At 45.0% G+C, this 25,853-nt stretch carries 21 protein-coding genes; 5 read left to right on the top strand and 16 right to left on the bottom strand.

Going from position 1 to position 25,853, the window contains the following annotated elements; translation table 11 throughout:
- Nucleotides 1-3: 3 nt before the first annotated feature.
- The 5 genes from AB4623_RS11065 to AB4623_RS11045 form a co-directional block, all read right to left on the bottom strand.
- Nucleotides 4-564 carry a Slp family lipoprotein gene (locus tag AB4623_RS11065; protein ID WP_017067373.1) on the bottom strand — a complete coding sequence of 187 codons (561 nt, stop codon included), beginning with the start codon at nt 562-564 and terminating at the stop codon, nt 4-6.
- A 35-nt stretch (nt 565-599) separates the two neighbouring features.
- Nucleotides 600-905, bottom strand: coding sequence for a hypothetical protein (locus AB4623_RS11060; RefSeq protein WP_017062378.1), 306 nt, complete (start codon nt 903-905; stop codon nt 600-602).
- A 72-nt stretch (nt 906-977) separates the two neighbouring features.
- The gene (gene tsaB, locus AB4623_RS11055; RefSeq protein WP_048615073.1) at nt 978-1,679 is read right to left on the bottom strand and encodes a tRNA (adenosine(37)-N6)-threonylcarbamoyltransferase complex dimerization subunit type 1 TsaB; all 702 of its coding nucleotides are present in this window, start codon (nt 1,677-1,679) and stop codon (nt 978-980) included.
- 59 nt (nt 1,680-1,738) lie between these two features.
- On the bottom strand, nt 1,739-3,667 hold the full coding sequence (locus AB4623_RS11050; protein ID WP_372097940.1) for an ATP-dependent DNA helicase: 1,929 nt from the start codon (nt 3,665-3,667) through the stop codon (nt 1,739-1,741).
- Nucleotides 3,668-3,827: 160 nt separating this feature from the next.
- Complete coding sequence (locus AB4623_RS11045; protein WP_017062381.1) at nt 3,828-4,028, bottom strand: hypothetical protein; 201 nt, start codon at nt 4,026-4,028, stop codon at nt 3,828-3,830.
- 301 nt (nt 4,029-4,329) lie between these two features.
- On the opposite strand from AB4623_RS11045, the gene purU reads away from it, so the two are divergent.
- The gene (gene purU / locus AB4623_RS11040) at nt 4,330-5,163 is read left to right on the top strand and encodes a formyltetrahydrofolate deformylase (protein ID WP_372146390.1); all 834 of its coding nucleotides are present in this window, start codon (nt 4,330-4,332) and stop codon (nt 5,161-5,163) included.
- 315 nt (nt 5,164-5,478) lie between these two features.
- Here purU and AB4623_RS11035 read toward each other — a convergent pair whose 3' ends face one another.
- Nucleotides 5,479-6,075, bottom strand: coding sequence for a VOC family protein (locus tag AB4623_RS11035; protein ID WP_102398069.1), 597 nt, complete (start codon nt 6,073-6,075; stop codon nt 5,479-5,481).
- Nucleotides 6,076-6,422: 347 nt separating this feature from the next.
- Between AB4623_RS11035 and argS the strand changes: the two genes are divergently transcribed.
- Nucleotides 6,423-8,156 carry an arginine--tRNA ligase gene (gene argS / locus AB4623_RS11030; RefSeq protein WP_017070297.1) on the top strand — a complete coding sequence of 578 codons (1,734 nt, stop codon included), beginning with the start codon at nt 6,423-6,425 and terminating at the stop codon, nt 8,154-8,156.
- Between the two features lie 383 nt (nt 8,157-8,539).
- Nucleotides 8,540-8,968, top strand: coding sequence for an HIT domain-containing protein (locus AB4623_RS11025; RefSeq protein WP_017061937.1), 429 nt, complete (start codon nt 8,540-8,542; stop codon nt 8,966-8,968).
- A gap of 132 nt (nt 8,969-9,100) precedes the next feature.
- Here AB4623_RS11025 and AB4623_RS11020 read toward each other — a convergent pair whose 3' ends face one another.
- The 5 genes from AB4623_RS11020 to znuA form a co-directional block, all read right to left on the bottom strand.
- Nucleotides 9,101-9,331, bottom strand: a complete 231-nt coding sequence (locus tag AB4623_RS11020; RefSeq protein WP_017061938.1) for a FeoC-like transcriptional regulator — start codon at nt 9,329-9,331, stop codon at nt 9,101-9,103.
- Nucleotides 9,328-11,601 carry a Fe(2+) transporter permease subunit FeoB gene (gene feoB / locus AB4623_RS11015; RefSeq protein WP_017067378.1) on the bottom strand — a complete coding sequence of 758 codons (2,274 nt, stop codon included), beginning with the start codon at nt 11,599-11,601 and terminating at the stop codon, nt 9,328-9,330. Before feoB ends, AB4623_RS11020 begins: the two co-directional genes overlap by 4 nt.
- Nucleotides 11,602-11,823, bottom strand: coding sequence for a FeoA family protein (locus AB4623_RS11010; protein WP_004734203.1), 222 nt, complete (start codon nt 11,821-11,823; stop codon nt 11,602-11,604). It abuts the gene before it with no gap.
- Between the two features lie 636 nt (nt 11,824-12,459).
- The gene (locus AB4623_RS11005) at nt 12,460-15,822 is read right to left on the bottom strand and encodes a helix-turn-helix domain-containing protein (protein WP_372146411.1); all 3,363 of its coding nucleotides are present in this window, start codon (nt 15,820-15,822) and stop codon (nt 12,460-12,462) included.
- Nucleotides 15,823-16,091: 269 nt separating this feature from the next.
- Entirely contained in the window at nt 16,092-16,982 is an 891-nt protein-coding gene (gene znuA / locus AB4623_RS11000; RefSeq protein ID WP_017067380.1) for a zinc ABC transporter substrate-binding protein ZnuA, read from the bottom strand.
- Between the two features lie 83 nt (nt 16,983-17,065).
- Between znuA and znuC the strand changes: the two genes are divergently transcribed.
- Nucleotides 17,066-17,845 carry a zinc ABC transporter ATP-binding protein ZnuC gene (gene znuC / locus AB4623_RS10995; protein ID WP_017061943.1) on the top strand — a complete coding sequence of 260 codons (780 nt, stop codon included), beginning with the start codon at nt 17,066-17,068 and terminating at the stop codon, nt 17,843-17,845.
- Nucleotides 17,845-18,630 carry a zinc ABC transporter permease subunit ZnuB gene (gene znuB / locus AB4623_RS10990; protein WP_372146388.1) on the top strand — a complete coding sequence of 262 codons (786 nt, stop codon included), beginning with the start codon at nt 17,845-17,847 and terminating at the stop codon, nt 18,628-18,630. The genes znuC and znuB overlap by 1 nt, the downstream gene beginning before the upstream one ends.
- Before the next feature lie 113 nt (nt 18,631-18,743).
- Here znuB and sucD read toward each other — a convergent pair whose 3' ends face one another.
- The 5 genes from sucD to AB4623_RS10965 all read right to left on the bottom strand — a co-directional run bounded on the left by sucD (nt 18,744) and on the right by AB4623_RS10965 (nt 25,846).
- Entirely contained in the window at nt 18,744-19,616 is an 873-nt protein-coding gene (gene sucD / locus AB4623_RS10985; protein ID WP_004734209.1) for a succinate--CoA ligase subunit alpha, read from the bottom strand.
- The gene (gene sucC / locus AB4623_RS10980) at nt 19,616-20,782 is read right to left on the bottom strand and encodes an ADP-forming succinate--CoA ligase subunit beta (RefSeq protein ID WP_019820479.1); all 1,167 of its coding nucleotides are present in this window, start codon (nt 20,780-20,782) and stop codon (nt 19,616-19,618) included. Before sucC ends, sucD begins: the two co-directional genes overlap by 1 nt.
- A 206-nt stretch (nt 20,783-20,988) precedes the next feature.
- Nucleotides 20,989-22,197, bottom strand: coding sequence for a 2-oxoglutarate dehydrogenase complex dihydrolipoyllysine-residue succinyltransferase (odhB, locus tag AB4623_RS10975; RefSeq protein WP_017056410.1), 1,209 nt, complete (start codon nt 22,195-22,197; stop codon nt 20,989-20,991).
- A 21-nt stretch (nt 22,198-22,218) separates the two neighbouring features.
- Nucleotides 22,219-25,035 carry a 2-oxoglutarate dehydrogenase E1 component gene (gene sucA, locus AB4623_RS10970; protein ID WP_017061946.1) on the bottom strand — a complete coding sequence of 939 codons (2,817 nt, stop codon included), beginning with the start codon at nt 25,033-25,035 and terminating at the stop codon, nt 22,219-22,221.
- Between the two features lie 97 nt (nt 25,036-25,132).
- Nucleotides 25,133-25,846 carry a succinate dehydrogenase iron-sulfur subunit gene (locus AB4623_RS10965; protein ID WP_010436773.1) on the bottom strand — a complete coding sequence of 238 codons (714 nt, stop codon included), beginning with the start codon at nt 25,844-25,846 and terminating at the stop codon, nt 25,133-25,135.
- Nucleotides 25,847-25,853 lie beyond the last annotated feature (7 nt).

Below are 25,853 nucleotides of genomic sequence, written 5' to 3'. Positions count from 1 at the left end.
TAATTACTCTACGTCTTGTATCACTCGACCTTGTCTTGGCATCGTTTGAAAACTGCGACAATGTAAACTTCTGCACGAGTAGTAGGTTGGTGCAAAATCGTTAACAACAACACGCTCAGTGATGTTCCACAGTCGTTGGTTGTCCACTTTCATCACAGGGAAGATGTAAGGGTATTCCCCTATTTTTCCATCTTCACTTCCGCTTGACTGACCAACCAGTGTAATCAGACGGCCTTCTGCAAAACTTAGAGGCTCAACATACCCTTCAATATAACCAACAAAACGTCCGCTTGGCTCTGCGTCTAGGTCTGGCTTACCGCTACTCGAAATCGGCATATTAGCAACTTCGATTCGAGTCTTATCTTTCAAGTTGGTTACTTTAGAGATAACGCCACCCAATCGAACACTTTTCGCCTCCGGTAGTTGGTCGACCCACTGTTGGTAATCACTAATTACAGGCTCTGATTTTGCTTCAAGTTCGCTAGGAAGTGATGAACACCCGGCAAGTACCAAGACACCAAGAGAAAGGGCTATTAAGCGTAATTTAGAGAGATAATTTGACATGGTTCTGGTCCTTAAACAGGCATTAATAAGAAGCTCTAGATGTAGATATCGACACCGATAAGCTTTGCAAGTTCTTCTTTCTTCGCCTGATTCATTACATCCATATACTCTTCCATAGCCTTACGTCCTCGGCCTTCTGGAAGATCATACTGGATTTGAGCCTTGTGTAGTTCAGACTCTTTAACTTGACGAATAGAGTGAGAAACAGCATTAGCGACCTTAGTCGGTTGCCCAACCGCAGTGCTAGCATCAGATTTTTTTGCCTGCTCCTTCTTTTTAATTCGATTCGGCTTAGACGTGCTGCCTATCGAAGAAGGAGGTAAGTTGTTAATTGATACCATGACTAAATATCTGCCCTCTCAAATCTAAATAATACGCATTTAGACCTAATTTGCATCAGAACCTTGTAAAAATTATTCGCGACCTGGCAGTTTCTTCCAAGTCACTTTGTCACGAAGATAAACAGGCTCAGACTCTTCTGCTGCAACCGCTTTACCTTCTGCGTAAGCAAACTGAGCAAGGAACGCCATATCTTGAGCTTCTGGGAACAGCACTTCACACGCTTTGGTGTTGATCGCTAGTGTGTCCATATGCTCTGCATACGCTTCCCACCCTGTGCCGACTTTTGCCCATGTCTCAGAATCCGCTTCAAGCTGCGCAGCTAATTCGCTTGGTGGTGTAACACACTCAGCATCAACTGCAGTCCAACGACCATCTTGTTCACGGCTGTAACGAGCCCAGTACACTTCACTCATGCGAGCATCAATCGCTGTTGCTACGTGCGTTTCACCAAATTTACGGTAGCTGCCCTGCGCCATCGCTGCCAATGTAGACACACCGATCATCGGTAAATCAGCACCAAAAGCCAAGCCTTGAGCAATACCGATACCAATACGCACACCCGTGAAACTGCCTGGGCCTTGGCCAAACGCGATTGCGTCGATATCGGTTAAAGCGACATTCGCTTCTTTCAGTACTTCATCAACCATAGGTAGAATTTTTTTCGTATGGTCTCGAGGAGCCTCTTCGCTACGTGCGAACACCTGGTCACCCATTACTAGTGCAACTGAACAGTTTTCAGTTGCGGTATCTACTGCAAGAATTTTCGCGCTCATTCGTGTCTCAAATATTCGTTATCTAATCTAAAAATAATGGCTAAGCTCAACAATGCTAATTACTCAGCAGCGGTTGAATGGTCTTTAGCTAAGAATTCTTTAATAATCCCTAAGTCACGGGTACGTGGGATAGGCGGTAAACTCGCCAAAAATATGCCACCGTAATCGCGAGTCACCAAGCGGTTATCGCAAATAATCAAAGCGCCATTGTCGCGTTTATCACGTATCAAACGGCCAACACCTTGTTTCAAGGTAATTACAGCGTCTGGCAACTGCACCTGTGCAAAAGGATCACCCCCTTTTAACTTACAGTCTTCGATTCGAGCCTTTAACAAAGGATCATCAGGGGCTGTAAAGGGCAATTTATCGATGATAACACAGCTTAATGCGTCGCCCCTAACATCTATCCCTTCCCAGAAAGCGCCAGTGGCTACCAGCAATGCGTTACCTAATTCCATGAATTCGGCTAAGGTTTTTTGTTTACTTGTCTCACCTTGTAGCAGAACTGGAACCGAGAGCGTTTCACGGAATCTTTCGCCTAGCTCTTTCATCATGCTGTGAGAGGTACACAAGAAGAAACAGCGACCTTGGTTTTGCTCAATCACAGGGGTCAACATTCTTACTAGCTTATCCGCTAAGCCGGGACTATTTGGTTCGGGTAGATAGCGAGGCACACACAAACGCGCTTGATTCGGATAATCAAACGGGCTCGGCAGTGAAAACTGTGCCGACGGTTTTAACCCTAATCGAGAAGTAAAGTGTTCGAAATCATCCGACACAGCCAAAGTTGCAGAGGTAAACACCCAAGCACCCGGTTTTAGCTCAATCTGCTCATGGAATTTATCCGCAACCGAAAGAGGCGTGATGTGCAAAGCAAAGTGGCGTGGCGTGGTGTCATACCAATAGGAATAACCGGTAATCGACACATCACACACACGTTCGATACGCGACTTAATCATGGTTGCACGCTCAAAAGCCGTGTCTAACAACTGGCTTCGACCCAATGCTAATTTCAATACATCCACAGCCAGTTGCAACGCATCTTGTAAACGCACGAGCTCTCTCGCAATCGACTCTGACTTCAATGCTTCACGCCAGTTACCACGAAAGCCGGTGTCGCCGAGCACAATGCGTAAATCGGCGGCTGATTGAATGAGCCTCTCGCCAACCTTTTGCAGCTGCCGCATGTCTTTGGCTTCAGTGCGGTAAGCGATTTCAATGTCTTTGGCTAGTTCTTGGATTTGTCGGCTTGATACTGATTGTCCGAAATACTGACTGGCGATATCGGGAAGTTGATGCGCTTCATCGAAGATAAACACATCGGCTTCAGGTATCAGCTCACCAAACCCGGTTTCTTTGATCGCTAAATCCGCGAGGAATAGATGGTGGTTTACTACGACAACATCCGAATCCATCGCTTTTTTACGCGCCTTAAGCACAAAGCAATCAGTGTAGCTCGGGCATTCTTTGCCTAAGCAGTTGTCGTTAGTCGAGGTAATGGTTGGAATAACTGGGCTGTCTTCAGCGATATCATCACAATCGCCTAAATCACCCGTTTGAGTGGATGACGACCAACTACGAACTTTGACTAACTGAGCCAGCAGAGTTGGATCGGTATGAGCACCATGACTCTCGATCATTTGGCGGCTGAGTCTGTCCAAACACAAATAGTTTGAACGTCCTTTGAGCAACGCAACTTGACCATAAAAGCCAAGCGCATCGACCATCAAGGGTAAATCTCGGTGAAACAGCTGTTCTTGAAGGTTTTTAGACCCCGTACTAATGATGGTTTTCTTGCCACTAAGCAGCGCAGGCACTAGGTAAGCAAACGTCTTACCAGTACCTGTTCCAGCCTCAACAACCAACTGGCTTTGATTTTCAATAGCTTGTGAAACCGCTTCAGCCATGTCTAACTGAGCTTGTCTTGGTTGAAACCCAGGGATAGCTTTGCCCAGAGCGCCATCAGCAGAAAACGTTTTAGATATCATAGAGTACGAAGTTTAGAAAAAGAGAAGGAGAATTATGGCAGGTTTAGTGAGCCGGCGCGAATCAAGAATGACTTCGCACCGGAGGTGTTTGGTTTGGCTTGACGTGGCTTAAGTTACCTTGAAGGTAAGAATTGAAGAAGTAGGAATTAGAGAATCGTTTTTATTTTCGACTGAGATAACGTGATAGCCAAGGAGCACCTTCAAAATGGTTATCACCAGGCTGTATGGCTTTCGCTGCATCGGTTGGTGAGGTCTTACTTTCCCACATTTCATCTAGAACATGACCATCTAATTCGGTACCTCTCGCCAATGAATTCACTCGCTTGCAGTACAGTTTTTTGGCTAGTAACTCTTTATCCATAAGTATCACCTCTATTTTTGGCCAAGGCGTAAATGCCTCGGTTGAAGTTCAAATGCGTACTACGGTCAAAACTTTTAAAAATGAAGCTTCTGCCTGTTTTTCTATCTAAAAACTGATATTTCTATATCAAACAATTTATCAAAGCGATAAATCAGCAGCAGAATTTGTTGAAACCAACTTGATAATAGATTAATTATAACGGTGATATTGCGGCTCAGTTCACCGTTCGACGGCCTGCATTAAATTTGAAGAATCCCTATTTCATATAATAAGTGCAACATTTCATGGAAGTAAGATGCAAATGGAAAGAAAAACTTTACTAACACATTGTACTGATGCCCCGGGCCTCATCTCTAAGATCACCAATATTTGTTATAAGCACCAACTCAATATTATTCACAACAATGAGTTCGTAGATAACACAAGTGGCCACTTCTTTATGCGCACCGAGCTGGAAGGCTATTTCAATGATGAAACCTTGCTTGCCGATTTAGACCAAGCCCTGCCACCAAATACGAAACGTAAGCTTGTTGATTCGTCTCGCAAGCGTGTTGTGATACTCGTGACCAAGGAAGCACACTGCCTTGGCGACATTCTAATGAAGAACTTCGATGGCAGCTTAGACGTTGAAATTGCGGCCGTTGTCGGTAACTACGACATTCTACAAAGCCTAACCGAGCGTTTTGACATCCCTTACCACCATGTTTCTCACGAAGGGCTAAACCGTGAAGAACATGAGAAGAAGATGCTAGAAGTGATTGACCAGTACGAGGCGGATTACCTTGTTTTGGCTAAGTACATGCGAGTGCTGACACCAGGTTTTGTTGAAAAATACCACCACAAGATCATCAATATCCACCACAGCTTCTTGCCAGCATTTATTGGCGCGAAGCCATACCAACAAGCGTATGAGCGCGGCGTGAAGATCATTGGCGCAACGGCACACTTTGTGACGAATGATTTGGATGAAGGTCCAATCATCAAGCAAGATGTTACCCCTGTGGATCACAACTTCAGCGCGAAAGACATGGCACAAGCCGGTCGTGACGTAGAGAAGAATGTATTAAGTAAGGCGTTAAACAAGGTGATCAATGATCATGTGTTTGTTTACGGCAACAAGACTGTAATTCTGTAAATCGGATATTCGATTTCCGGTAAGACTTCCAGTTAGAACCCAATAAAAAACGCGCAATAGGGAAAGCCCATCGCGCGTTTTTTGTATCTGATGATCAGACTCGCTTTGAGAGATTCCCGACTACGCTCCTTCGTCGCTATCGGGAATGACGAACTCGGTGATGAACCTTCGAGCTATAGGCTCTAACATACGCTCTCGAACGCTCAGTCTGTCACTATCCAAAGATAGACTCTGGAAAATTTCATCGAACACCCCGTCATTCCGACGAACCAAGGCGAGATCAGGAATCTCTTTCCTAGCAACTCTCTATTCAAATTAAGCCTGTTCTGATTCCACAATCTTCTTCAAAGAGTGTGGATGCAGCTTGATGCAAATCCCTTGATGTTTAAAAGCCACTGTTGGGTTATTCAAGCGTTCACCCTCGCCTTTCGGGCTAGAGAGTTTGATCTTAACGCCTTGCTCACCCAGCGTTTCAAAGTTAGCAGCGAACTGCGGGTAAGTTTCTTTAAGATCCGCTAGATACTCATCAGCTGTTTGGGCATGAGAAGGAATCACAAACTCTACATGTTCCCAATCTTGGCTTGGGTAAATCTTACCTTCTGCTGGATATGGCAGCTCCAAACATTCAATTTTCCAGCCAAGGCTTTGCAAGGGTTCATCGAAAGCCAACACCACAATTGGACGACCATTAATCATCGCCTCAGAAATCGTAGAGCCGTACTCAGACCACGCTTGATGGGCAGATTTCGCTAGCTCAGTGTCATTGATTCGCAGCGCAATATGATCCGCTTGAGCAAAGCTTAAATCCAAACCTAATGTATTTCCTAGGCTCTCGATTTTTGCCATAAAAGTATCAAGGCGGGCGATCATTTGTTGTGGTTCTAGTTCAGCTTGCTTCAGGCTCATCATCATTGTCTGTGTTCTCCAAATAATGGCTGCATGTTATCAGTTTTGCCTTTTGCAACAAGCGTTGCTTTTACAAAAAACACTCAATAACTATGTTCTTTTCGCTCCTTAAACATGCAAACGCGTCTTGCTAAAAGTCGATTGTCAAAAACCACTCAGGAAATGTTAATTTTCTATCAATTCGACCTATAAGAAACCGCACAAAATTGGTATGATTACCGCCATTTCTGTGAACTTAAACAGAGTCTGCTGCTGATTTTGGCATTAAATCGTTAACTAGAAGCATAATTAACCAATTTAATGACCAAGAATTAACGGCCACTCTTATCATCCTTGAATTGAAGGAAACGCGTGTGAATATCCAAGCACTTATTAATGACAAAGTATCTCAGGCTCTAGAAGCCGCTGGCGCACCTGCAGGCTCTCCTGCTGCTGTTCGTCAATCTGCAAAACCACAGTTTGGTGACTACCAAGCAAACGGCGTTATGGGCGTTGCTAAACGACTAGGCACTAACCCACGAGAATTTGCTCAAAAAGTATTGGACGTTCTAAACCTAGACGGTATCGCGTCTAAAGTTGAAATCGCAGGTCCGGGTTTCCTAAACATCTTCCTAGATGAAGCTTTCCTAGCCAAACAAGCAGACGCAGCATTGGCTGACTCTCGCCTTGGTGTTGCCGTTGCTGAAACGCAAACTATTGTTGCGGATTACTCTGCGCCAAACGTTGCTAAAGAAATGCACGTTGGTCACCTACGTTCAACTATCATCGGTGATGCAGTAGTTCGTACTCTAGAATTTCTAGGCCACAACGTTATCCGCGCTAACCACATCGGTGACTGGGGTACTCAATTCGGTATGCTTATCGCAAACCTTGAGCGCGTTCAGGCTGAGTCTGGTGAAGTTTCAATGGAACTTGCTGACCTTGAAGGCTTCTACCGTGAATCTAAAAAGCTCTACGATGAAGACGAAGAGTTCGCAGTTAAAGCACGTGGCTACGTTGTTAAACTGCAAAGCGGCGACGAGTTCTGCGCAGAGATGTGGAAGAAGCTTGTTGACGTAACAATGATTCAAAACCAACGCAACTACGATCGTCTAAACGTGTCTCTAACACGTGATGACGTAATGGGCGAAAGCATGTACAACCACATGCTTCCAACTATTGTTGCGGACCTGAAAGAGCAAGGTCTTGCTAAAGAAGATGACGGCGCACAAGTTGTATTCCTAGACGAATACAAAAACAAAGATGGTGACCCAATGGGCGTTATCATCCAGAAACGCGACGGCGGCTTCCTTTACACAACAACCGACATTGCTTGTGCAAAATACCGTTTTGAAGAACTAGGCGCAGACCGCGTTCTTTACTTCATCGACTCACGTCAACACCAGCACCTAATGCAAGCTTGGACTATCGTTCGTAAAGCAGGTTACATCCCAGAATCTGTTTCTCTTGAGCACCACGCATTCGGCATGATGCTAGGTAAAGACGGTAAACCATTCAAGACTCGTGCAGGCGGTACTGTTCGTCTTGCTGATCTTCTTGATGAAGCCGAAGTTCGTGCAGCGCAGCTAATCGAATCTAAGAACCCAGAACTAGCAGAAGACGAGAAGAAAGCGATCGCGAACACTGTTGCTATGGCAGCGGTTAAGTACGCAGACCTTTCTAAGCACCGCACTACTGACTACGTGTTCGATTGGGACAACATGCTTGCATTCGAAGGCAACACAGCACCATACATGCAGTACGCATACACTCGTGTTGCTTCTGTATTTGCTAAAGCTGGCATTTCTATGGACTCGCTTGAAGGTGAAATCAAAATCACTGAAGAGAAAGAGAAAGCGCTTATCGCGAAACTTCTACAGTTTGAAGAAGCAGTACAGTCTGTTGCTCGTGAAGGTCAACCACACATCATGTGTAGCTACCTATTCGAACTAGCTGGTCAATTCTCTAGCTTCTACGAAGCTTGCCCTATCCTAGTTGCTGAAGACAAAGCTGTTAAGCAGAGCCGTCTGAAGCTTGCTGCACTAACAGCGAAGACGATCAAGCAAGGTCTATCGCTTCTAGGCATCGACACTCTAGAGCGTATGTAAGCGATTCGAGATTCGAGATTCGAGATTCGAGATTCGAGATTCGAGATTCGAGAAAATTAGAAAGGTTGACGTGAAAGCGTCAACCTTTTTTTGTCTGGAGGTTTGTTTACTCGATTATTTAAGCGATTAGCTAACCTACACAGCAAGAGATCTCCTATTACGCTCATTCGTCGCTCTAGGAGATGACGAGAATAGGTGTAGTGAATCCAAGACAACATCAATGATGCGCCATCAAACCACACCAAATCGTTATCCCTCTTCTCACCATCATTCCCTACAGTGAGGGACGAACGTGATAGGGAATCTGCTTATTGAGAACGTAAGCCCTAGCCACATTCAAACTCCGACCTTATACTCATGTAAAACAATTAATTGGAAAGATCATGAGCTTCGAACTTCACCCGCAACTTGCGAAAGACACCACACTTATCGGCGAATTTCCACTGAGCTTAGCCCTGCTACACAAAGATAACGCAGTGCCTTGGGTTATCTTGGTACCAAAACGTGCCAACCTAAAAGAGTTGCACCACTTACCAATGAAAGAGCAACAGCAGTTCCTACATGAATCTCAGGCGGTAAGCCAAGCATTAGAAGCAACGTTCCAACCAGACAAATTGAACCTTGGTGCGCTGGGTAATATGGTGCCACAACTGCACATCCACCATATTGCACGCTTCAAAGACGACATTGCTTGGCCCGGCCCAGTATGGGGTAATACAAAAGGCGAACAGCGCAGTGAAGAAGATCAAGCCGCTATCCTGACTCGTATCCAAAACGTTCTGTCACTGAGCTCTATCTTCAAGAAAGCATAATTCGAGTTCATCTCATTGAGCTTTAAAGCAAAACACTTCAGAAAAGACACATAACAAAAAGCCGCTCATCTTAGATAAGCGGCTTTGTCATTTTCTAATCTCGCCTTTTTCAACGAGAGTCTGAAGACCGAACTACATCATCACGTTAAGCGACAAACCATCTTGTTTGCTGATGGTGTAGCGAATACGCGTTGTATGACCATGCTTATTCGTATCGACCAAGCGAGAAACTTTCCCTTTCTTGACCCAAACACTCAGCATCGCATCGACGCCATCTTCACTCATGCCAAACTTTGCAGCGAGCTCTTTACGAGCCGCAACGCCGTGGCTATCAATGTATTGATGAAGTTCAGTTAAAATCATACTACTTGCACCTCTAGTGCTTTCTGCTTACTGCCCACTTTCTTGAAGACGCGATACGTCACCACAAAACCACCAGCAATCGCCACCATCCATACTGCACTTGTCACAGGATGCGCAGCAAAGTTTGCCGCTTGGTAGTAGAAAGTCGCACCAAAGTAACCAAGAGCCATCGTCCAAACCGCGATGAAGCGTGCAAACGTCTGACCAAATTCACGAACATAAGCACCCATCGCGGCCACACAAGGCGTGTAAAGCAGGATAAGAATCAAGTAAGCGAATGCCGCATGACCAGATACAAACTTGTCTTTCAAGTTACCAAAGATAGAGGTATCGACTTCTTGGTCAGCTGCTACAGAATTAGAGTCAGACAAGTCGCCAACTTCAATACCTAATGGATCTGAGTAGCTCAATCCGGCTAGGTTTTCAGGGATCGTCATTACCGCTTCTTGCAGGCTTGCTGCTAAGTCAAACTCAGCTGCTTCTTCATCAGAAGGCGTTGTATATAGGCTATTTAATGTACCAACAACGGCTTCTTTAGCGAAAATACCTGTGATGATACCAACCGTTGCAGGCCAGTTCTCTTCAGTAATACCAATTGGTTGGAATACAGGTGTTACAACTTGAGCTGCTCTAGACAGTACTGAGTTTTCGCTATCTTCGTTACCAAAGCTGCCGTCCATACCTAGAGAGTTTAGGAAGCTAAGAATAGCCACAACCATCACGATTGTTTTACCTGCACCAAGTACGAAACGCTTCAGCTTCTGCCAAGTTTTCAACATTACGTTTTGCACTGTCGGCAATTCGTAATCTGGCATTTCCATCACTAAGCTATCACTGCTACCTGGGTAGATCGTGTTTTTCAGGAACAAACCCGTAAATACAGAAGCAACGATACCCATGATGTACAGAGCGAATACTACGTTTTGTCCTGCACCTGGGAAGAACGCCGCCGCGAACAGTGCGTATACCGGTAAACGAGCACCACATGACATAAACGGCGCCATTGATGCTGCTAGTTTACGTTCGCGCTCTTGGTCAAGAGTACGAGTTGCCATGATTGAAGGCACGTTACAACCAAAGCCCAGTACAAGTGGGACAAATGCTTTACCCGGTAAACCAATCTTCTGCATCACTTTATCAAGTACAAATGCAGCACGAGCCATGTAGCCTGAGCTTTCTAGTACCGCTAAGAATAGGTAAAGCGCTGCGATCACAGGAATAAAGGTCGCAACCGTTTGGATACCGCCGCCAATACCATCAGCAAGTACAGTGACTAACCAAACTGGTAAATGGCCATCTAATAAGTGGTGTCCACCATCAACTAATATTGCTCCAACACCAATATCGAAGAAGTCGATAAACGCACTACCGATATTGATAGAGAACATGAACATTAGGTACATGATAACGAAGAAGAAAGGAATACCGACCCATTTGTTCAAAATGAATTGGTCTGCTTTCTCTGTAAAGTTACGGCTTAGTTTGCCTTCGCTGCGACGAACACGTTTACAAAGGTCATGTAAGAAAGTGTATTTAGCGTCAGCAACAGCAAGGTCAATATCGAAATCGGCACCAAGACGCACGCTATCAATTTGAGTGCGAGTTTGTGGGGCTAAACCATTCAATACCAAGTAATCATTTTCTAAAGCACGAATCGCTAGCGCTCGGTGAGATACGTCAGCATCATCAAATTGTGACTCAACAGAAGGGATAAGAGCTTCTAACGCGGCATCGTAATCAATAGAGATAGGGTCAAGGCTCACACCTTGAACAAGCAGTTTATGCAGACGCTCTTTAAAGCGAACCACTTGACCTTTATCGTTTGCAGACAAGCTTAGAACTGGGCAACCTAGCTCTTTCTCTAGTGCTTTAAGGTTAATCACCTGACGTTCGCGCTTTAATACATCCATTTTGTTCAACACAACGATCATTGGGCGACCCAACTCACGCAGCTGTAATGTCATATATAAGCTTCGTTCTAGACAGCTAGCGTCGACAACATTGATGATCACATCTGCTGGGTGAGTTAAAACAGCGCGAGACGCGATAGACTCATCGATGCTGTTCGCATCATTACCACTGTCTAGTGCGTAGATACCCGGTAAATCCGTTAGTTGAAACTGATCACCAGCGTGCGAGTATAAACCCGTCTTCTTTTCAACAGTGACACCAACCCAGTTACCAACGTGCTGCTTAGCACCAGTCAGTGCGTTGAACAGTGTTGTTTTACCACTATTCGGGTTACCAACGGTAAGAACTTGATAATCCATTTAGATAACCTCGATTTGTTCTGCAATGCTTTCACGAATGGCGATAGAAACACCTCTCACTTCAACTTGAAGCGGATCACCCATAGGTGCACGGCGGATAAGCGTCACCTCGGTTTTTGGCAACATACCCATGACCATAAGTTTCTTCCTTACGTCTGGTGTTAAACCTGTTAGTGCAACAATAGAAGCCGCCTTTCCTTGCTCTAGTTGTGAGAGTTTCATAAGTACCCAATTCGTGACTGATAATGAGAAAGATTGTTATTAACGCCATGATACACATACATGCCCACAATTCTATTGTGTGAAATCAATGTTTTCGAAAATACATACTCGTAAGTTTCGTTAAAAACGTTTACGTCAAAAACGTTACTTTCAACAACTAGCGAGAACTACCTCACTAGTACAAACCCTCCCAAACAAAAACAAATCATTAATTATCAACCACTTGAGGAAATGTCGGTTTTCTCATAGGTATCTGTCGTTAATTTTATAAGTAAAATAAGTAGCTGGACGTATAGTTACTCCATCGAAGAGAAACTACTTCTCTTTAATTTTATTCCAGAGGTGATATGGCTTTGCTATATCACTCCGGCAGCAAGCGAAGGTGTCGTTGGCACCCGTGGTATAGTCCCCCCGGCTATGCCACGATATTTTTTTTCTTCCCTTTGTTTTATCCCAACAACCTTTTTAAACTCCCCATTTATCTCGTATCTCGTATCTCGTATCTCGTATCTCGTATCTCGTATCTCGTATCTCGTATCTCGTATCTCGTATCTCGTAGAAGCATAAAAAAGCCCCAACACGAATGTCGAGGCTAAAGTATCTTTATTTATGTTCTAGCTGAGTATCCGCTGCGTGCTACTCTTCGTTGTTTTCAGCAAACTTAGATGGTGACATGCCAAAGTGGTGCTTAAACCTTTGACTGAAATAGGAAGGGTCATTGAACCCCGAATCAAACGCCACATCAGAGATCTTCTCTCCAGCGAGTAAGCGCTCACACGCATGCTCTAGACGTACTTCATTCAAGTGCTCTTTGAAGGTCTTGTTGTAAGCCGATTTAAAGCGTCTCTGTAAGCTTCTCTCAGACATAAACAAATACTTAGCGGCAGTTGCAGTACTGAACTCGGCATCAGCGTAGTTTTCACTCACAAGCTGCGACACTCTGTTCTTCCACTCTTGTTCCACTGTCAGTTTTTGTTGCTCTGGTGTTGAGGCGGCAAGCTTAATGGTTTCAATCTGTTCAATTGTGCTGGCTTCAAGATTGTCGAGTACTTGATACTCAATTGGCCACGAAAGCTGAACCTTATTTTGAGACTCCGAAACCAAGGCATTAAGCTCACCACCGCTCTGATTCATCAATAGCGGCAGCTTTTCGATGTTAAGGTCGGTCGACTTTCCGGTATTGTCACCCATGCTTGATGCCAGTTTAGGGAAAGGCATCCCATGATCTCGAATGGTCACAACAAGATGCTCCTTAACCTCTTCAACCAGAACCACCATACTCTGCGACTTAAAGTTTCTCTTGATGATGCTCGCAACCAAGCTATTGAAGATAATATCGAGATTAAAATACAGCAACGAGACATATCGTTGTTTTGTTTCGACTTTAATATCCAATTCAATACCGGCTTTGGTTAAGTCATCCTGCCAAGCTTTGAGTACCGCCTCTAAGATTAAAATTATATCGTAACAAACTTGCCCTTTCCCTTGGGGGGTATTGCTCAATTGCGCTAAGCCATTTTTCAAGGTTAGAATCGGCGACTTCCCGAGCTCGTCATTCCAATTCGGGAGCATCGCAGCAATATGATTCACTTCAGAAGAGAGTTCATTGGCAGTGTGAGACACAAGCGCATTCTTCACGGATAGCTGCTTTTTAAGCTGTTGATTAGTCGCGAGTAATATCCGGCTTTGGTGTCTCAATTGGTCTGTCTTCAGTGCAACTTGCGCTTTTAAGTGCCGGTTGGCAAAAGTGACATAACGCGAACGCCAAAAGACTAAGATAGTCACAACGCCAATCAGTAATATAAGAGAGCTTGCTGCAGCCCAATTGGTCAGATACCAAGGTTCTGCAATCGAAAAGCTTCGATTGGTTGACACAAAGCGATAATGGGAGTCCTTAACCGGCTTCACTTCAAGTGTGTAATCCCCAGGAAGAAGATGATCGAGCGTTAACAAGCCCCCTTCAAACTCACTCCAAGGTTCATCGTCGCTCAGTCGGTATTCCATCGCAGGTGCGAACGTTGCTGGTAAGATACCTAGCTTAAACCCCATCGATGAACCATAAGGAATCTCATCCAGCTCTGCCATTTTCCCGCCAAGTGATACCGTTTGTTGGTCGACACTTATCTTACTCAACAAGGCACGGCTATGAGGTGTAGTTGATACCAGTAACTCGTTAGATAACGCGCTGACTACACCATACTTTGAGCCGAAAACAAGCCTCGAAGGTTGGCTATCTTGACTGTAAAAAAGAGCACACGCTCCTGCCGCCAGTTCATTGGTGATCAAACCAAATGGCGAACCTATGTGTTTATGCAGTTGCCCATCCAATCCGTAATAACTGATGCCTTTCGAAGAGCCTAACCAAACACCATTGTCATCGCTTATCAGGCAGTTGGGGCTAATATTGTCTTCAACAAGAGTGATTTCTTGAATAATAGAGCTGTCATCCGGGATTCGATACACGCCATAACTGCTCGCAAACCACTGCGCTCCATCCTTCGCTTTTTCAATATCGACGACTTTGCCAAACCGTTCGCTGGAACGACTAAAGCTAATTCGTTTATCAATGAACGAGTAGAAGCCATGATCCGTTCCTATATAGATGCGACCTAGCAAGCCTACATTGAGAGCGGTGATCTTCGCAGGCAAGAACTTGTCGACTAACCAGTCAGTGCCATAACTCGTCAGTTTCATGGTTTCGATAGATAACGAATAGAGGTTTTGCCCAGAGGTCATCCAAAGAACGTTATCGGCTTGAAGCGCAAGGTTTTCAACACGCACTCCCTCAATTGGCCTTGGTAAATCAAGGGCTTCGGGTTGTAGTGTTTCCGTATTTAGACTGATGATACCTTGTTCGGTCGCCAACCAAATGGAAGAGCCAAAGATCTCAAAATCATTAACAGGGTTAGAGTAAACACGAATTGGGTTCTCTTCACTTTCAGAATCAACCAAGTAGAGCCCCATTGAAGACGCGACCCAAGATAACTGGTCACTGACAGGCAGTACTTTATTGATCACCACACTACTCGAATGCATGCCCATTCCAGTTAGGGGTGTTCTCGAGAAGGTTTTGCTGAACAGTGAGAAGTATCGGATACCGTTGTTTGTCGCAACCCACATACCACCAGCATGATCGTTTATCAACGAATATATTTTCTCACCCGGTAACGAGAAGTCTTGACTAGCGGCTTGTTCGAATGGAGTAATTTGTCCCGTAATAAAGTTGTAGCTAATAAGGCCGTGCTCTGTACCAATCCAATACTGGTCCGAAGTTTCGGCCAACGAGAGAACATGCGACCCTTTAACGATGGTCTCTTTGTCTGGGTTCGCGAGATCAACAATCACAGCACCATTTAAAGTACCGATCACTAACTCACGTCGAGCATTCGAAAAATAAACCGTCTCAATATGGTTTTTGTCTGATGCGGTGACATGGGTAAACTCTTGATTCTCTGAAAGGTAAACGCCAGAACTGGTCGCTAGCACCCACTTTGATAGTACCCACTCAGCGTCGTTAATCGCAATGTCACTGCTGTTATTGTATCGGTACAGTTTAAGTAGAGAGTAGGTGTTGAATTCTAAAGATTGAGTGTTGTAGGTATAGAAATTACTGCCGTCAGTAACCCAAATATAATCGCCTGATGCACCGATATTCGCTATTTCAGCGCCGGGACTTAGGCTAAACGCCAATTCGTTGCCAATTCCAGGGTTATGTCGATAGACCTCATTGTCGAAAAATGTCCAAAACTCATCGTTCAGAAAGGCGACTCTTTCCGAAGAAAATTGCAGTAAGCTTCCCTTGCGAGGGAATAGAGTTCGACCATCGTAAAAGAGTACTTTTCCATGCACATCATGAACCCAGAGCCCACCTCCGGCACCTAAATACAAGTTTTTAGCCGCAAGGAAATTCCCTTGCGCTTGAGCGGGCAAAGGATAGAAAACGGAGGGCGAGGTATTTACCGCTAGAACGCTAAATGAAATGCTCATTAACATGAACATTTTGAAGATAATTCGATACAACTCTTAATCCTGAACAGCAACAACACATGAAATTTTGGGTACCACAACGTCTTATCGTTGCTAAACCAAAAACTGAGTTTTTTTGTGCTTATTATTATCTTTCCATTTTAGCGGAAATTAGAAAAGGAGAAAGGAGGTTTGTTATTTGTTAGGAGGTTTTATCTTAGCGGTCACGAAAATGCCGCAAAAAGCGGCATGATTCATAAATTAACGAGAGCAAAGTAGAGTAAAGAATACTCGTTTATGACTTACTTCTCGTCTAAGCAACTTGTATAGCTATCTGTAAGTTGCTGAAGAAAATCGAAATAGCTTCCACTCTTCACTTCAACTGTTGAACCGATAGGGTCAAGCTGACCTTGTTTTGCGTTACTTCCGCGCGTCACTGATTCAATCACAGCAGGAGTGAATTGAGGCTCAGAAAACACACATTGAACGTTTTCACGTACTATCGTTTTCTTAATAGCGATCAGGCTTTTTGCACCCGGCTTACGCTCTGGGCTCACCGTAAAGTGACCTAAGTTATTTAGCTCAAACTCTTGCTCAAAGTAACCATACGCGTCATGAAAAACGTAGTAACCTTTGTCTTTCACGGGTGCAAGTTGCTCTCGAATAGACTGTTGCTTCTCTTTCAATGCAATCAGGAATGAATCGAGATTCTCTTGGTACGCCATTGCGTTGTCTGGATCAGATTCAATCAACTTAGCTGAGATGTATTTTGCAGCTACTTCAACTTGCTCGATACCTAACCAAAAATGCGGGTCATGGCTACCGTGGTGGTGCCCTTCATGTGCATCGTGGTCATGCTCTTCGTGTCCGAACTCTCGCAAGTTGATTCCGGGAATATCACTGATCTTGATAACATTTTCTTTTGAACCAATCACCTTAGTCAGAAAGGCTTCTAGGTCAGGGCCGAACCAGATGACCATATCGGCACTATGAACTTTTTTGACATCCGATGGCTTAAGCGCATAATCATGCGGCGAAGCATTGCTGTTCATCAACACATCCGGCTCACTAACGCCTTGCGTTAATTCTGTCACAATCATTTGAATTGGTTTAAAGCTTGTTAGAATAGTATTGGCACTTGCGACACTTGGCGCTAAAAGCAAAGTAGCAAGTATAAAAGATGAACGTGACATAATCCCTCGATAATAGAAAAGTAGCTTAGGCTTGAGGTAAATGTTACATTATAACATTAGCGAATTGCAAATGAGTTCTATTCATGGATAACTTAATCCAACTAGATTCTGTGAGCGTCGAATTTGACGGTCGAAAAGTTCTAGACAACATCTCTCTAAATTTAGAGCGCGGCAGAATCACCACCCTGATTGGGCCAAACGGTGCAGGAAAGTCGACATTAGTAAAAGTGGTACTGGGTTTACAGACCAAATTTTCAGGCACAATAACAAAAGCTAAAAAACTGAAAATTGGCTATGTACCACAAAAATTAAAGCTCAATGATTCCCTACCGCTCAACGTAGAGCGTTTTCTAAAACTCACTGGCAATTTCAGTCAGCAAGAGATCCTTGAAGCATTGAAGCTTGTTGGTGCTGAACATCTGCAGAAGAGTAACATGCACCAGCTATCTGGCGGAGAAAACCAACGTGTGCTCATTGCTCGTTCATTGCTAAGAAGACCAGATCTACTGGTTCTCGATGAACCGGCTCAAGGCGTCGACGTTCAAGGGCAAATAGACCTTTATGACTTGATTGACACCATTCGCCACCGCTTTGGTTGTGCCGTATTTATGGTTTCACACGATCTGCATTTAGTGATGGCAAAAACAGACGATGTTATCTGTTTACACCACCACATCTGTTGCTCAGGCGCACCTGCAGACATCAAACACCATCCTTCGTATATTGCGCTCTTTGGCACCGCGACCCAAGAGACGCTAGCGTTTTATCATCACCAACACGAACATCACCATCATGATCTCGCAGGCCAGCCTGTCGAAGGCGACGTGCATGAATGTTCAAACCATAAACACGGACACCACTAATGCTTGAGTTTCTTCTTCCCTCTATTTTGGCGGGTTTGGGTATTGCACTAATTGCAGGCCCACTAGGTTCATTCGTGGTGTGGCGTAAGATGGCTTACTTTGGTGACACGCTTGCTCACGCTTCTTTGATGGGCTTAGCACTTGGCTTTCTGTTCAACATTAACTTGTATTTCGCGCTGCTGATTTGTTGTTTGATGCTGGCCGTGTTGCTAGTGACTTTACAAAAACAAAAGCTGGTCGCGACCGATACCCTACTCGGTATTTTGGCGCACAGTGCGCTATCACTTGGTTTGGTTGCTGTCAGTTTCTTAGATAACGTTCGTGTTGACCTAATGAGCTACCTATTTGGTGACTTGCTGGCAGTATCTCCAACGGATTTAGTGTTCATCTATGCGGGTGCTGCTGTGATTGGATTAGTACTTGCTATCTTTTGGCGACCACTACTATCAACGACGGTTAACGAAGATCTCGCGGCGGTTGATGGCATCAACATTGATTTAATGCGTCTGATTCTGATGCTATTGGTCGGTATCGTGATTGCTGTCGGTATGAAGTTTGTTGGTGCGTTAATCATGACATCGCTACTGATTATTCCTGCAGCAACGGCAAGGAAGTTATCGAGCACACCTGAGCAGATGGCCTTCCTTGCATCAATTATTGGCTCTATCGCTGTATTCGGTGGATTAAGCTTGTCTTGGTTCTATGATACGCCTGCTGGCCCGTCTGTGGTTATCAGTGCGGCAGCAATGTTTATGCTATCTCAAATGGTTAGAAGTCGAGCTTAGCACTTAGCAGTACGATCTCGTATCTCGAAAACATAAAAAAGGCTTGGTCAGTGACCAAGCCTTTTTAATATCGTTTCAATTAACTTCTATCTCAATCGATAAAAGCCAGCTGATTACCAACCCGTGATTTCACGTAGGCCTTTACCGATGTCAGCAAGAGACTTAACAGTCTTAACGCCTGCTGCTTCTAGTGCTGCGAATTTATCTTCAGCAGTACCTTTACCGCCAGAGATGATTGCGCCTGCGTGGCCCATACGCTTGCCCGGAGGAGCAGTAACACCAGCGATGTAAGATACAACTGGCTTAGTTACGTTTGCTTTGATGAACTCAGCCGCTTCTTCTTCCGCAGTACCACCGATTTCACCAATCATTACGATTGCTTCAGTTTCTGGGTCTTCTTGGAAAAGTTTTAGGATATCAATGAAGTTTGAACCTGGGATAGGGTCACCACCGATACCAACACATGTAGACTGACCAAAGCCTTCATCTGTTGTTTGCTTAACTGCTTCGTACGTCAGAGTACCGCTGCGAGATACTATGCCTACTTTACCCTTCTTGTGGATGTGACCAGGCATGATACCAATCTTACACTCGTCTGGAGTGATAAGACCTGGACAGTTAGGACCGATCATGCGAACGCCAGTTTCTTCTAGCTTCACTTTAACGTCGATCATATCTGTTGTAGGGATACCTTCAGTGATCGTTACGATCAGTTCGATACCTGCATCAATCGCTTCTAGGATTGCATCTTTACAGAAAGGAGCTGGTACGTAGATAACTGTTGCTGTTGCGCCAGTTACTTCTACCGCTTCACGTACTGTGTTGAATACTGGAAGGCCTAGGTGAGTTTGACCACCTTTACCAGGTGAAACACCACCAACCATTTGCGTACCGTATGCGATAGCTTGGTCTGAGTGGAATGTACCTTGACCGCCAGTGAAACCCTGACAGATTACTTTAGTGTCTTTGTTAATTAATACAGACATTATTTAGCCTCCGCAGCAGCAACAACTTTCTGAGCAGCATCTGTTAGAGATTCAGCTGCAATGATATCAACATCAGAATTAGCAAGTACTTCGCGACCTAGGTCTGCGTTTGTACCTTCTAGACGAACAACTACAGGAACTGTTACGCCGACTTCTTTAACTGCACCGATAATACCTTCAGCGATCATGTCACAACGAACGATGCCACCGAAAATGTTTACGAGTACTGCTTTAACATTGTCATCAGAAAGGATGATCTTGAATGCTTCAGCTACACGCTCTTTAGTCGCGCCGCCGCCTACATCAAGGAAGTTTGCTGGCTTGCCGCCGTGTAGGTTTACGATATCCATCGTACCCATCGCAAGGCCTGCACCGTTAACCATACAGCCAACGTTGCCATCTAGTGCTACGTAGTTCAGTTCCCACTGTGCTGCGTGTGCTTCGCGCTCATCTTCTTGAGATGGATCGTGCATTTCACGTAGTTTAGGCTGACGGTACATCGCGTTTGAGTCGATGTTGATCTTACCGTCTAGACAAAGCAGGTTGCCTTCGCCAGTAATGACAAGCGGGTTGATTTCTAGTAGAGCTAGGTCGTACTGAGAGAACATTTTGCCAAGACCCATGAAGATCTTAACGAACTGTTTGATTTGATCGCCAACTAGACCAAGTTTGAACGCAAGTTCACGGCCTTGGTAAGCTTGAGGGCCTACTAGAGGATCGATCGCTGATTGGTGAATCAACTCTGGAGTTTCTTCAGCGATTTTCTCAATGTCCACACCGCCTTCAGTTGACGCCATGAATACAATTTTACGCGTTGCGCGGTCAACAACAGCACCTAGGTAAAGTTCGTTAGCAATGTTTGATGCTTCTTCAACTAGGATCTTTGTTACAGGCTGACCATTAGCGTCTGTTTGGTAAGTCACTAGGTTTTTACCTAGCCACTTTTGTGCAAACTCTTTAACGCCTTCTTTGGTGTCATGTAGCTCTACGCCGCCCGCTTTACCGCGGCCACCAGCATGTACTTGACACTTAACGACTTTCTTGGCTGTACTGATACGACCTGCAGCTTCGAAAGCTTCTTGTGCAGTATCACATGCGAAACCTTCTGGTACAGGCAAACCGAATTCTGCAAACAGCTGTTTGGCTTGGTATTCATGCAAATTCATTTTGATATTCCGTTTATTTTCCCTTAAGGGATTATTATTTCCATAACGACACAGTTTCCTGTGTTACGTCTGTAGGGTCTTCTCAAAACAACTGCTGTCCATTTTCTAATGGCTTTACAGTTCAATTGAAGGCCAGACGTTGAGCAGCCTAGCCTTTGCAACTTTTTACGTCTAGCTAACGGGGTTAACTAGACGTTTTAGCGATACTAAACGTCTAATAGCAGACGTGCAGGATCTTCTAGAAGCTCTTTGATGGTCACTAGGAAGCCAACTGATTCACGGCCATCGATTAGACGGTGGTCGTAAGAAAGCGCTAGGTACATCATTGGTAGAATCTCTACCTTGCCATCAACAGCCATTGGACGGTCTTGGATTTTGTGCATACCCAAAATTGCCGCTTGAGGTGGGTTGATGATTGGCGTAGACATTAGAGAACCAAATACACCACCGTTTGTGATAGTGAAGTTACCACCCATCAGTTCATCAACCGTTAGCTTGCCGTCACGGCCTTTGATTGCTAGCTCTTTGATGCCTTTTTCGATATCAGCGAAACCTAGTGTGTCACAGTCTTTAAGTACTGGAGTCACTAGACCACGTGGCGTAGATACCGCCATGCTGATGTCGAAGTAGTTGTGGTAAACGATATCTGTACCATCAATAGAAGCGTTCACTTCTGGGAAACGTTTTAGCGCTTCTGTTACTGCTTTCACGTAGAAAGACATGAAGCCAAGACGCGTGTCGTGACGCTTCTCGAATTGGTCTTTGTACTGCTTACGAAGGTCCATGATTGGCTTCATGTTCACTTCGTTGAAAGTAGTCAGCATTGCTGTGCTGTTTTTCGCTTCTAGAAGACGGTTTGCAACTGTCTTACGTAGGCGAGTCATAGGCACGCGTTTTTGGCTGCGAGCCGCTGCTGGCGCTTCAACTGCTGGTGCAGATGCTGCTGCCGGAGCCGCTTTCGCTGCTGCTAGGTGTGCGTCGATGTCTTCACGAGTAATACGACCACCAACACCAGTGCCTTTAACGTCAGCTGGTTGTAGGTTGTGCTCAGCAAGCAGGCGACGAACAGCTGGGCTTAGCGCGTCGTTGTTCTCTTCTGTTAGCGCAGCTTTATGGCGCTTATCAGGAGATGCTTCTGTATCTTCAGTGGTGTCTTTCGTTGGTTCACCAGCGACAGCACCCGGCTTGATTTTAGCCAGAAGCTGCTTAGAAAGTACCGTAGCACCCTCTTCTTCGATGATAGCTTCCAGAACACCCGCTTCAGGAGCCGGTACTTCTAGAACTACTTTATCTGTTTCGATATCTACAATGACTTCATCACGTGCAACCGCTTCGCCCGGTTTTTTGTGCCAAGTAGCAACTGTTGCATCAGCCACAGATTCAGGTAAATCTGGAACCAGAATTTCAATTGTCATGTGCGTATTTTCCTTTTACTTCTAGTTCTTAAGTAGGGTCAAAGCGTCGTCAACTAACGCTTTTTGTTGTTTCAAGTGTACTGACATATAGCCAACAGCTGGTGATGCTGATGCAGGACGACCTGCGTATTGAATATCAGCACCTACTGGGATAGCAGCTCGGAAATTATGTTGGCTACTGTACCAAGCACCTTGGTTTTGTGGCTCTTCTTGACACCAAACGTAATCGACTACATTTGTGTATTGTGCGATGGCAGCTCTCACATCCTCATAAGGGAACGGGTAAAGTTGCTCAATACGTACAATAGCGACATCGTCTTGCTCGTTCTTACGTCTTTGGTCAAGCAGGTCAAAGTAAACCTTACCTGAACAGAACACGACGCGTTTTACGTTCTCAGGCGCCAGGTCATCAATTTCTGCGATAGCTGGTTGGAACGTGCCTTCTGCCAAATCTTCAAGAGAAGAAGTACACAGAGGGTGACGAAGCAATGACTTAGGTGACATTACAATCAGTGGACGACGCATTGGTCGAACAACCTGACGGCGAATCATGTGGTAAACCTGAGCTGGTGTTGAAGGAACAACAACCTGCATGTTTTGTTCAGCACATAACTGAAGGTAACGCTCAAGACGTGCAGAAGAGTGCTCCGGGCCTTGGCCTTCATAACCGTGAGGAAGCAGCATAGTTAGACCACATAGACGTGCCCACTTTTGCTCACCTGATGAAATGAATTGGTCGATAACAACTTGTGCACCGTTTGCGAAGTCACCAAATTGAGCTTCCCAAAGGGTTAGACCGCTTGGCTCTGCTGTCGCGTAACCATACTCAAATGCGAGTACCGCTTCTTCAGATAACACAGAGTCAAACACTTGGAATGGCCCTTGTTTATCATGAATGTTCGCAAGAGGAACATACGTGCTTGCATCTGATTGATTGTGCAGTACTGAGTGACGGTGGAAGAACGTACCACGACCTGAATCTTGGCCTGAGATACGAATACGCTTACCGTCGTCAACAAGTGTTGCGTATGCCAGAGTTTCAGCCATACCCCAATCGACTTGTTTCTCACCATTCACCATGGCAGTACGATCGTTGTACAGTTTATTTACTCGGCTTTGCAGCTTGTGGCTGTCCGGGTATTGACAAAGTTTGGTACCAAGCTCTTTCAGGCGCTCGATATCAATCTTGTTATCCCACTCGATGTTCCAGTCGTGACCTAGGTAAGGAGACCAGTCTACTGAGTGAAGTGCCATTGGACGCCACTCTTTAACCACAACTTCACCGTGATCAAGTGCATCACGATATTCGTTAACTAGCTGAGTTGCTGTATCAATACCAAACTCACCGCGCTCCATTAGCACGTCAGCGTAAAGCTTACGTGGTGTTGGGTGCTTCTTGATTTTTTGGTACATCAAAGGCTGTGTTGCATTCGGCTCATCGGCTTCATTGTGACCGTGGCGACGGTAACAAACCAAATCAATAACAACATCACGCTTAAACGTATTACGGTAATCCAATGCAAGACGCGCAACAAACGCAACCGCTTCTGGATCATCAGAGTTAACGTGGAAAATCGGAGCCTGAACCATCTTCGCGATATCGGTACAGTACATCGTAGAGCGTGTATCGCGAGGGTTAGACGTTGTAAAACCAACTTGGTTGTTTACAACGATACGAACCGTACCACCTACACAGAAACCACGAGCTTGAGACATGTTAAACGTCTCTTGTACTACACCCTGACCAGCGATAGCTGAGTCACCGTGGATAGTAATTGGAAGTACACGGCTACCATCATTATCACCAAGGCGATCTTGACGTGCACGTACTGAACCGATAACTACCGGGTTTACGATTTCTAAGTGAGATGGGTTAAATGCTAGTGCTAAGTGAACGTTGCCGCCTGGCGTTGCGAAGTCCGCAGAGAAGCCTTGGTGATATTTCACATCACCAGTACCCCACGTGTCATCGTGCTTGCCCGCAAACTCGTCAAACAGGTCTTGTGGCTTTTTACCAAGCACGTTGACCAACATGTTTAGACGACCACGGTGAGCCATACCAACAACAACTTCACGCATGCCTTGTCCGCCAGCATGACGAATAATTTCTTTCGTCATTGGGATAAGAGCATCACCACCTTCCAACGAGAAGCGTTTTGCGCCTGGGAATTTCGCACCAAGATAGCGCTCAAGACCTTCAGCAGCAGTTAGCTCTTCTAGGAAAGCTTGCTTTTCTTCTTTGTTGAAAGAGGGTTGACCAGATACAGACTCTAAACGTTGTTGGATCCAACGCTTTTGCTCTGTATTTGTCATGTGCATGTATTCAGCACCAATAGAGCCACAATACGTTTGCTTTAGAGATTTGTAGAGATCTTTAAGCACCATCGTCTCTTGGCCAATGGCGTAAGAGCCGACGTTGAACGTCTCATTGAGGTCATCTTCGGTAAGAGTGTGGAAAGAAGGGTCCAGTTCATCAACTGTCGCTCTTTTCCATAAACCTAGGGGGTCTAGATTTGCTGCTTGATGCCCTCGGAATCGATAGGCATTAATAAGTTGCAGAACCTTTACTTGTTTCGCATCGACATCTGGATCACTAACTTGGACACTGTAATGCTTTGTTTCTTGAGCGAGTCGACGGAAGTATTCACGAACACGAGAGTGTGGTTGTTCCACTGTCTCTGAAGCTTGCACAGGCAGTTCTTCAAAAACACTTCTCCATTCGTCACTTACCGAATCTGGGTCACTTAGATACAGTTCATAGAGTTCTTCTACGTACGTTGCATTGGCGCCAGCCAAGTGTGAAGACTCGAGCCATGCCTTCATCACGCCGTTGTGCATATTTTCCCTTAACCAGTAGTTTTCACGTTTGCTGCGGTCTATGCCGAGCTATTAAAAGGCCGCCCCAAAACTTCTAGGGCGGCAATTTTTATATAACTTAAACCGAACGATTCACTAGCATGGTCTTGATGTGACCAATCGCTTTCGTCGGATTTAATCCCTTAGGACAAACACTTACACAATTCATGATGCCATGGCAACGAAAAACGCTAAATGCATCATCAAGATCGGACAAACGTTCGTCTGTCGCTGTATCTCGGCTATCAATTAGCCAACGGTACGCTGCAAGCAGGCCTGCTGGTCCGATGAATTTGTCAGGGTTCCACCAGAATGATGGGCATGACGTTGTACAACATGCACACATGATACATTCGTACAATCCATCTAAATGAGCACGCTCATCAGGGCTTTGTAAGTTTTCACGAGCCGGTGGCACATTGCCATCAGACACTAAGAATGGCTTCACTTTTTCGTAGTTATCGTAGAACTGAGTCATGTCTACAATCAGGTCACGAACAACGGGTAAGCCAGGCAGTGGGCGAATCACAATCTTGTCTTGGCCCGAAAGCGCAGACAATGGCGTGATACACGCTAGGCCATTTTTACCGTTCATGTTCAAACCATCCGAGCCACATACACCTTCACGGCATGAGCGACGGAATGAGATTGTTGGATCTTGCTCTTTCAACAGAATAAGCGCATCCAAAAGCATCATGTCTGAACCTTCATCCACTTCTAGAGTGTATTCCTTCATATAAGGTTTCTGGTCGACATCTGGATTGTAACGATATAAAGAGAAATTCAGTTTCATGGTCATA

The organism is Vibrio sp. 10N.222.52.C12 (genome assembly GCF_041474215.1).
Lineage (GTDB): Bacteria > Pseudomonadota > Gammaproteobacteria > Enterobacterales > Vibrionaceae > Vibrio > Vibrio crassostreae_C.
This window is presented reverse-complemented; position numbering and strand designations above follow the sequence as displayed.